4 protein-coding genes are annotated in these 7,433 nt (G+C 50.1%); all 4 read right to left on the bottom strand.

Annotation, left to right across the window (positions count from 1 at the left end):
* Positions 1-167: 167 nt before the first annotated feature.
* A complete protein-coding gene (locus tag ACOYIE_RS07845) occupies positions 168-2,540 on the bottom strand; it encodes a homocysteine S-methyltransferase family protein (protein WP_433412081.1) in 2,373 nt (790 codons plus the stop codon).
* A gap of 4 nt (positions 2,541-2,544) precedes the next feature.
* Positions 2,545-3,189, bottom strand: coding sequence for a Vitamin B12 dependent methionine synthase activation subunit (locus ACOYIE_RS07840; RefSeq protein WP_433412079.1), 645 nt, complete (start codon positions 3,187-3,189; stop codon positions 2,545-2,547).
* Positions 3,186-4,046, bottom strand: coding sequence for a methylenetetrahydrofolate reductase [NAD(P)H] (gene metF, locus ACOYIE_RS07835; protein WP_433412077.1), 861 nt, complete (start codon positions 4,044-4,046; stop codon positions 3,186-3,188). The genes ACOYIE_RS07840 and metF overlap by 4 nt, the downstream gene beginning before the upstream one ends.
* Before the next feature lie 179 nt (positions 4,047-4,225).
* Entirely contained in the window at positions 4,226-7,201 is a 2,976-nt protein-coding gene (locus tag ACOYIE_RS07830; RefSeq protein WP_433412075.1) for an S-layer homology domain-containing protein, read from the bottom strand.
* Positions 7,202-7,433: the final 232 nt, after the last annotated feature.

The following is a 7,433-nucleotide window of genomic DNA, read 5'->3' as shown; positions in this document are numbered from 1 at the left end:
ATACCTCGGTCCAGTTTCCCTCGTTCCAGCATCTTTCATCACCCATCCGCATTTTACCATATACATGCGAAAAAGCCCAGCCGTAGCTGGACTTTTTCGACAAGCTGAAGGGTCAGACTCAGATATCTGAGTCTGACCCTTTCCCTGTTGGCTCTGCAATGGTATTTTTACAGTGCCTTAAAAACCAAATCTGCATAGTGAACGGTTGCCATCGCGTCTTTCGCATAAAAATCAGCCCCGATGGATGCTGCATACTCAGGGGTCAGCACCGCTCCGCCGACCACGATTTTGGCATCCGGCTTTTTCTCGCGCAGCAACCGAATGGTTTGTTCCATACTGACTACTGTCGTTGTCATCAGCGCGCTTAGACCAACAAGCGAAACATTTTCCAGCACCGCGGCAGATGCAATATCTTCCGGCGAAACATCTTTGCCCAAGTCAAGCACCTGATACCCGTAATTTTCCAGCAGCACCTTCACAATGTTCTTGCCAATATCGTGAATATCTCCTTTAACCGTCGCCAGAATGACTTTTCCCTTTTGCTCACGCGGCACATCTCTCATTCGTTCCTTAACCACTTCAAACGCCGCCTTGGCCGCCTCTGCGCTCATCAAAAGCTGCGGCAGGAACACCGTTCCATTCTCAAATCCCTTGCCTACGCGGTCAAGCGTGGGAATCAGCTCTGTGTTCACCACATCAAGCGGCGCACTTACGCGAAGCGCCGCCTCCGCAGCTTCGGCAGCGCCTTCGCGCAGCCCTCGCTCAACACATTCCGCCAGCGGCATGGAGGCGATCTGTACCGGCGCCTGCTGCGGCGCAGACTGCCCCCCATAAAAGGCGATATAACTGCCGCACTGTTTATCCTGTCCGCTCAATGCCAGGTAGGCGCGGTAGGAACGCATCATCGCTTCTGCATTCGGATTAATAATTGCGCAGCGCAGTCCGTTTTGCAGCGCCATGGTAAAGAAGTTGGCATTAATAATCTCCCGCTGCGGCAGACCAAAGGAAATATTGGATACACCAAGAATGGTGTTCCCGTGCAGTTCATCGCGTATGCGCCGCAAAGTTTCCAGCGTAACCAGTGCCGAACCGCTGTCCGATGAAATGGTCATCGCCAGCGCGTCTATTACAATATCCTCCCGCGGGATGCCATACCGCTCGGCTGTCTGATAAATGCGCTGCGCCACCTGAACACGCCCCTCTGCAGTGGATGGGATTCCCGTTTCATCCAGCGTCAGACCGACTACGACGCCGCCGTATTTTTGAACCAACGGAAACACTTTCTCCATGCTTTCCATCTTACCGCTGACAGAATTGACCATCGGCTTTCCGTTATAGAGCCGCATACCGCGTTCCATCGCCTCTGTATTGGATGTATCAATTTGCAGCGGAAGCGCAATTACGCTTTGCAAACGGGTTACCACCCGCTCCATCATGGCAGGTTCGTCAATCTCCGGCAGGCCCACGTTTACATCAAGGATATGCGCGCCGCTGTCCTCCTGTGCCAGCCCTTCTGACAGGATATACTCGATATTTCCTTCACGCAGGGCAGCCTTGAATTTGCTCTTGCCTGTCGGATTGATACGTTCACCGATGATTACCGGCATACCGCCAATCTCCACCGTCTGTGAAAAAGACGATACAACGGTTCTGTGCTTGCGCACCGGCGGATAAAAGGGTTTATTCCGGCACTGCTCTATCATTTTGCGGATATGTTCCGGCGTGGTGCCGCAGCAGCCTCCCAGCATATGAACTCCCATATCCGCAATTTGGGCCATCCATTCGGCAAAGGTATCCGCTCCAATATCAAACACGGTCTTGCCGTTCTCGCTGCGCGGCAGACCCGCGTTGGGATTGACGATAACAGGCAGTGAGCTGACCTCGAGCATACGTTTTACAATAGGGAGCATCTGCTTCGGTCCCAATCCGCAATTGACACCAAGCGCGTCCACGCGCAGACCTTCCAACATAGCCACAACAGAATCAACTGTGCCGCCCGTCAGCAGCTTTCCTTTTTCATCGAAAATTACCGTAGCACAAACTGGAAGATTGCAATTCTCCTTTGCTGCCAGCACAGCCGTTTTCAGCTCGTAGCTGTCGCTCATCGTTTCGATGAGGACCAAATCTGCGCCTGCCTCCGCTCCAATCCGCACGACCTCACCAAACAGATCAACCGCACGCTCAAACGGAAGGTCGCCCATCGGCTGCAGCAGCCGCCCCGTCGGTCCGATATCCAATGCAATATAGGCATCCTTTTTTCCAGAACGACGCCGTGCTTCACGCGCATGACTGACAGCCGTTTCAACAATCTGCCGCAAATCCGCCGGATATTTCAGCGCATTCGCGCCAAATGTATTGGTGGTAATGAGATTGCTCCCTGCCAACAGATAACCGAGGTGAAGATCTATTATCTCCTCCGGATGCAATAGATTCCAGGTTTCGGGCAACTCACCTGCTTTCAGTCCCTTTTCCTGCAAAATCGTACCCGTTCCGCCGTCTCCAAACAGCCATTCTTTCCCCAATTTATCTAAAAAACTCATATTTTCATCTCCTGAATGCACAGTCTGTTTTTTCGCAAGCTTCGCAGCCCGCCCGATGACAGGGCTGAGGCGTATCCGAAAGCCCAATCACCGCAGTGACTGATTTCATAGGCGCAAGCAAACTGCTTTCCGTAACGGTCAGCCCAATTCTGCGCGGGGTATCAAGCAAACGGGCAAAATCCTGCTGGTGTGCTACCGAAAAGTCTCCATACCCCGGGCTAAAGCGCGGACGGCAATATAAGCCGCTCTTCTGCGCTTCCATGCGAATTTCATCATTCACTGTATCACAGTACGCTTCTATCATCGCGGCTGCAACCGCCTGATAAATCACAGCGTCGCTCATACAAGCCACTGCCGCACGGGTAATTCGCCGGTCAACAGCCACTCCAAGCGTTGCCGCCATCAGATAGGCACCGCGGCATCCCGTCAAATTGCGGGACAGGTTGCTGCTGTGTATGGTTACGCCTGCAATATCAAGCAAACCCGGCGCAGGCAGCACCAGCGAAAACATTTTATAAATACTTTTTGGCTGCGCTTCCTGCTGCAGTTCTTCAATGCAGCGTATAATCGCCCGGTCAACAGCCGCATCCGGCTGCATGCCGCCATATCCCAGATAGCGCACTACCTCGCTGTATTTGACAGGAATCATTTGAGAATCTCCGACAGGCTGGCTTGAATGCCGGCCGCTACTTCCGGTTTGTTCATGGTATAGATATGAATATGGTTTATGCCGTTTGCAATCAGGTCGATCACCTGTTCGGTTGCGTAAATTACACCTGCCTGTTTCATCGCGGCCGGATTATTGCCGAACCGGTCCACTATAGCACGAAAACGTTCCGGCATATTGGCACCGGACATTTTAATTGCGCGCTCCACCTGCTTCGCGTTGGTAATTGGCATAATGCCCGCAATAATTGGCACCTGTATTCCTTTTTCCCGCACACGGTATAAAAAATTATAAAAGATATTGTTATCAAAAAACATCTGCGTTGTCAGAAAATCGCATCCTGCGTCCACCTTTTCTTTCAGGTGCAGAATATCCTCCGTCTTATTTACAGATTCCACATGTCCTTCCGGATAGCAGGCGCCGCCGATGCAAAAATCGCCCTGCGCTTTGATTTCCCGCACCAGTTCAGAAGCATAGCGATAATCATGCGCCACACATCCGCCCTCAGGAATATCGCCGCGCAATGCCAGAACATTTTCAATGCCATGCTGCCGCAGTTGCTGCAGCATGAGCGCTACCTGTTCCCTGGTAGACGATACGCAGGATAAGTGTGCCAGCACAGTAACATCATACTGCGTTTTTAAATCAGAGGCAATATGTACGGTATGCTCGCTTGTCCCGCCGCCTGCTCCGTATGTAACGCTCATAAAATCCGGATGAAGCGCGGCAATCTCCTGTGTTGCCTGCGCCACCGATTCATAGGTACTGTTGGTCTTGGGTGGAAAAACTTCAAAAGAAAGGGTAACCTTATCTTGTTTTAAAATTTCTGATATTTTCATGGCGATGCTCCCGATAATATGATTATTTAGTATACCATACTCTTTCTCTGAAATCACTTTATTTTTCCCACAAATTTACTGTAGAAAACCATTTATCACAGTACAGCAGATGCAACAAACATTTTTCCAAATAAAGGGAGCGTACCATATGGTACGCTCCTTTTGTGTATATTTATAAGTTACTTTACAATATTCTCGCAGAAGCGCATCAGGATGGTAGCAACTTCCGCGCGGGTTGCGCTGCCCTTAGGCACCAGCGTTACCGAAGTCTTGCCCGTAATCAGGCCTTCCGCATTCGCCCACTGCATTGCATTGGTGGCATAAGCGCTGACCTCGACGCCGTCCTTGTATTCGTCCAGCTTGGCGGTCTTGCTTACGTCATAGCCCTTGTACTGCGCATAGCGGTACAGAATCGCTGCCATCTGCTCACGGGTGATTACCGTATCCGGCGCAAACTTCGTCTCGCTTACGCCCTTGACGATGCCGTTCGCTGCCGCCCAGTCAATCGCAGCAGAATAGTACTTGCCGTCCGCTACATCGGTGAAGGCCGCCTCGGCTGCTGCCGGCTCCTTCTCCAGACGATGCAGAATCGTCACAATCATGCCGCGGGTCGTGGTTGCGTTCGGCGCAAAGGTGGTCTTGGTGATGCCGTTCATCATGCCCTTGTCCACCACATACGCCACTTCTTCCGCGAACCAGTCGGTCGTCTTGACGTCCTCAAAGCCGCTGACCGGCTCGGGCTTCACGTCTGCCTTGACGAACACAGCCTGAACGGTAATCTTGGAAGCCGGCATCTCAAAGGTAAACTTGCCGTTGCCCTTGTCGGTCAGCTTCACTTCCTTGCCGTTCTTATCGGTTACGGTCAGTTCGTCCAGCTCGTAGCCCTTATCGGGCGAAACCGTCAGCGTGACGGTGCGGCCCCTGGACGCATACTTGGCCGATGCGCTGACCGCGCCGTTCTCCATCTTGTCTACGGTAATTGCGTAGGTGGAAGAGGAAGATCCGCCGGAGGAGGGATGGTAAGTATTCAAGTCTTCGGGATTCATCGTATCTTCTTCGTAGTAAACATCATTTTTGATTTCCGGCATTGCATCTTCAACAGTCGGAGCAGTATTGCCACCTGTGGCTGTCTGTACAACCGTTTCGATCGTCGGAGCCACTCCCTTGGTGTAGTTCTCGGTCAGGTCAATCGCTGTGTTCTCCGCCAGCTTCAGTGTTTCATCAGAACCGGCTCTGTAAGCAACGACTTTGACCAGATTGGTATCGGTATTACGAATATTCTTCTTAATGCTTGGCAGCATGTCCTTGGTAACTGCAACAGTTGCATTCCCACCGTTCTGATTGCCCTCATTCAGATGGTAGGGCATAAATTCGATGCCTACAGCAGAGTCGATCACATTATCATGGATGCTCGTGTTTGTTTTCATCTGCTTTGCATTCAGCAAATACTGAACCGCCCCCTGGCAACTGCTTTCAAAGGTATTGTATGCAATTTCCGCATTTGTAGGAATGCCTGCGATACCTGTCCAAGAAAGATTGCGGAACTCGTTGTTGGTAACGGTGCTTCTCAGATTCAACAATGGATCTTCTTCATTGTAGTAAATGCCAACACTCAATGTATCAAAAACACAATTGTCGATTACCACCTCGGACTTTGCTGCATTGAACCAGTCTCCGGGTTTATGACCCCACAGGCCGATGCCAGCACCTGTTTTCTGTCCGTTACCACTGCTGAATGTACATTTTTCAATAGTCAGTTTTGGAGTAACAGCAGGGGCGGCATTTTCTTTGTAGATTTCCTGCATTGTCCACTCCAACAGGCCGCCGGGATTGTTCCCTTTTAGTGTCAGATTGGTAATGGCGACATCAATTCCATCCTGATACAGCACATTTATGACCATGCCATTGGTTGTACGGGTGATTGATTTGCCGTTTCCGTTGATAGAAATGCTTTTTTCAATTTGAATGGTATTAGATACCGTAATATCCTTCAACAGAACAACTGGGGTTTCTTTGCTGGCCTCTGCAAGCGCTGCATCCAAAGTATCAAAGGACTTGCCACCTACTTGAGCGACAGCAAAAGATTCAGCTAAACCAGCTTTCAGCGTTTCAGAAGTGTCAACAGAAATTTGATTCAGCTTGGAGGCATCCTTAGTGGGGTAATAGCCCGGCTTCTGCATCTGAATATTTGCCGCAGTTCCCGAAACATTTAATGTAACATCGTTGAACTTTCCATCTTGGCGGCCATCGCCAATCAGAATATCGCCGTTGCAGGAAGTTTTCCCTTCCGAATATTTAAACGTGCAATCTTTCACATTGGTTTCGCAGATTTTTGTGCCGGAATTGACAACTCGGATTGGTGCAGCCCACTGTATATCTGAATCAGGATCAGGCTTGTTATTCCCAAGTCCGCAATCAGTAAATGTGCAGCCTGTTACGTTGATTGTCTTTTTCGATGCGCCAGCTTTCGTATTCATGTTGATCGGCTCAGAAACGCCAGTGAACGTGCAGTTCTGGAGGTCGACGATGCCACCTGCGTTGGAGTAAACAGTGCAGTTGTTGGCTTTTTGGGGGTTCTCCAACGTACCATCAAAGGTGCAGTTTTTCAGAGTAATATTGTTGGCACCTGTAGTTCCGTTAAGGTACACGCGGTTCATATTTTCGCAATTTTCCATATATATGTTCAGTGTGTACGCAGAACGACGGGTACCCCAGACGGCCGCACCATTCAGATTGTAGACTTTGAGTGTCACATCTCCGCTCCAATCAGTACCGTCTTGGCTGCTATTGGGCTTTATATACTGCTCCAGCTCGAAGTCGCGCTCGCCGCCAGAGATATAAGCGCCGTTGCCGTAGACTGTAAGGTTGGCGCACACGTGGCCGTGGGTCATAGAGCCTACATTCTTCCCCGGATTGCACCATAGCGTATGTTTGCCGGTTTTATGGATGCCTGTAAGTGCATCCATCATCGTCTTATAGTATGTTTCGCCGTCAAAAACGGTATTATCTCCGAAATCTGCCTCTGTAATGTCTGGCAAAACAACTTCTGTTTGTACAGTTGACGATTGCGACTCGTCGTCTGCCGCAAACGCCGCGGGCATCATCGTCAGCATCATAGCCGCAGCCAACAATGCTGACAAAAATCTTTTTTTCATTTTTCTCTCCTCCTTAATTTTTCTATAAAAAATAACACCCTATTGGCGCACCTATCCCCGCCATTAGAGTGTTATATTTTTCCATGCTGAAAAAGCAGCGCAGTTATCTGCTCTGCTCTGCTCTGCTCTGCTCTGCTCTGCTCTGCTCTGCTCTGCTCTCAGGATATCGTTTCTATACATGGGCTGTCAATCCCCTATCTTCAACAATTTATATTATTTTACCACATATCCA

This window comes from Agathobaculum sp., assembly GCF_050946325.1.
In the GTDB taxonomy this organism is placed as follows: Bacteria; Bacillota; Clostridia; order Oscillospirales; family Butyricicoccaceae; genus Agathobaculum.
Note: the sequence above shows the minus strand (reverse complement) of the source record. Positions and strands in the feature narration are given on the sequence as shown.

What these genes read in the sequence shown, in the direction of transcription:
- ACOYIE_RS07830 (WP_433412075.1), bottom strand. Translation starts at nt 7,201, where the DNA reads ATGAAAAAAAGATTTTTGTCAGCATTGTTGGCTGCGGCTATGATGCTG.
- ACOYIE_RS07845 (WP_433412081.1), bottom strand. Translation starts at nt 2,540, where the DNA reads ATGAGTTTTTTAGATAAATTGGGGAAAGAATGGCTGTTTGGAGACGGC.
- ACOYIE_RS07840 (WP_433412079.1), bottom strand. Translation starts at nt 3,189, where the DNA reads ATGATTCCTGTCAAATACAGCGAGGTAGTGCGCTATCTGGGATATGGC.
- metF (WP_433412077.1), bottom strand. Translation starts at nt 4,046, where the DNA reads ATGAAAATATCAGAAATTTTAAAACAAGATAAGGTTACCCTTTCTTTT.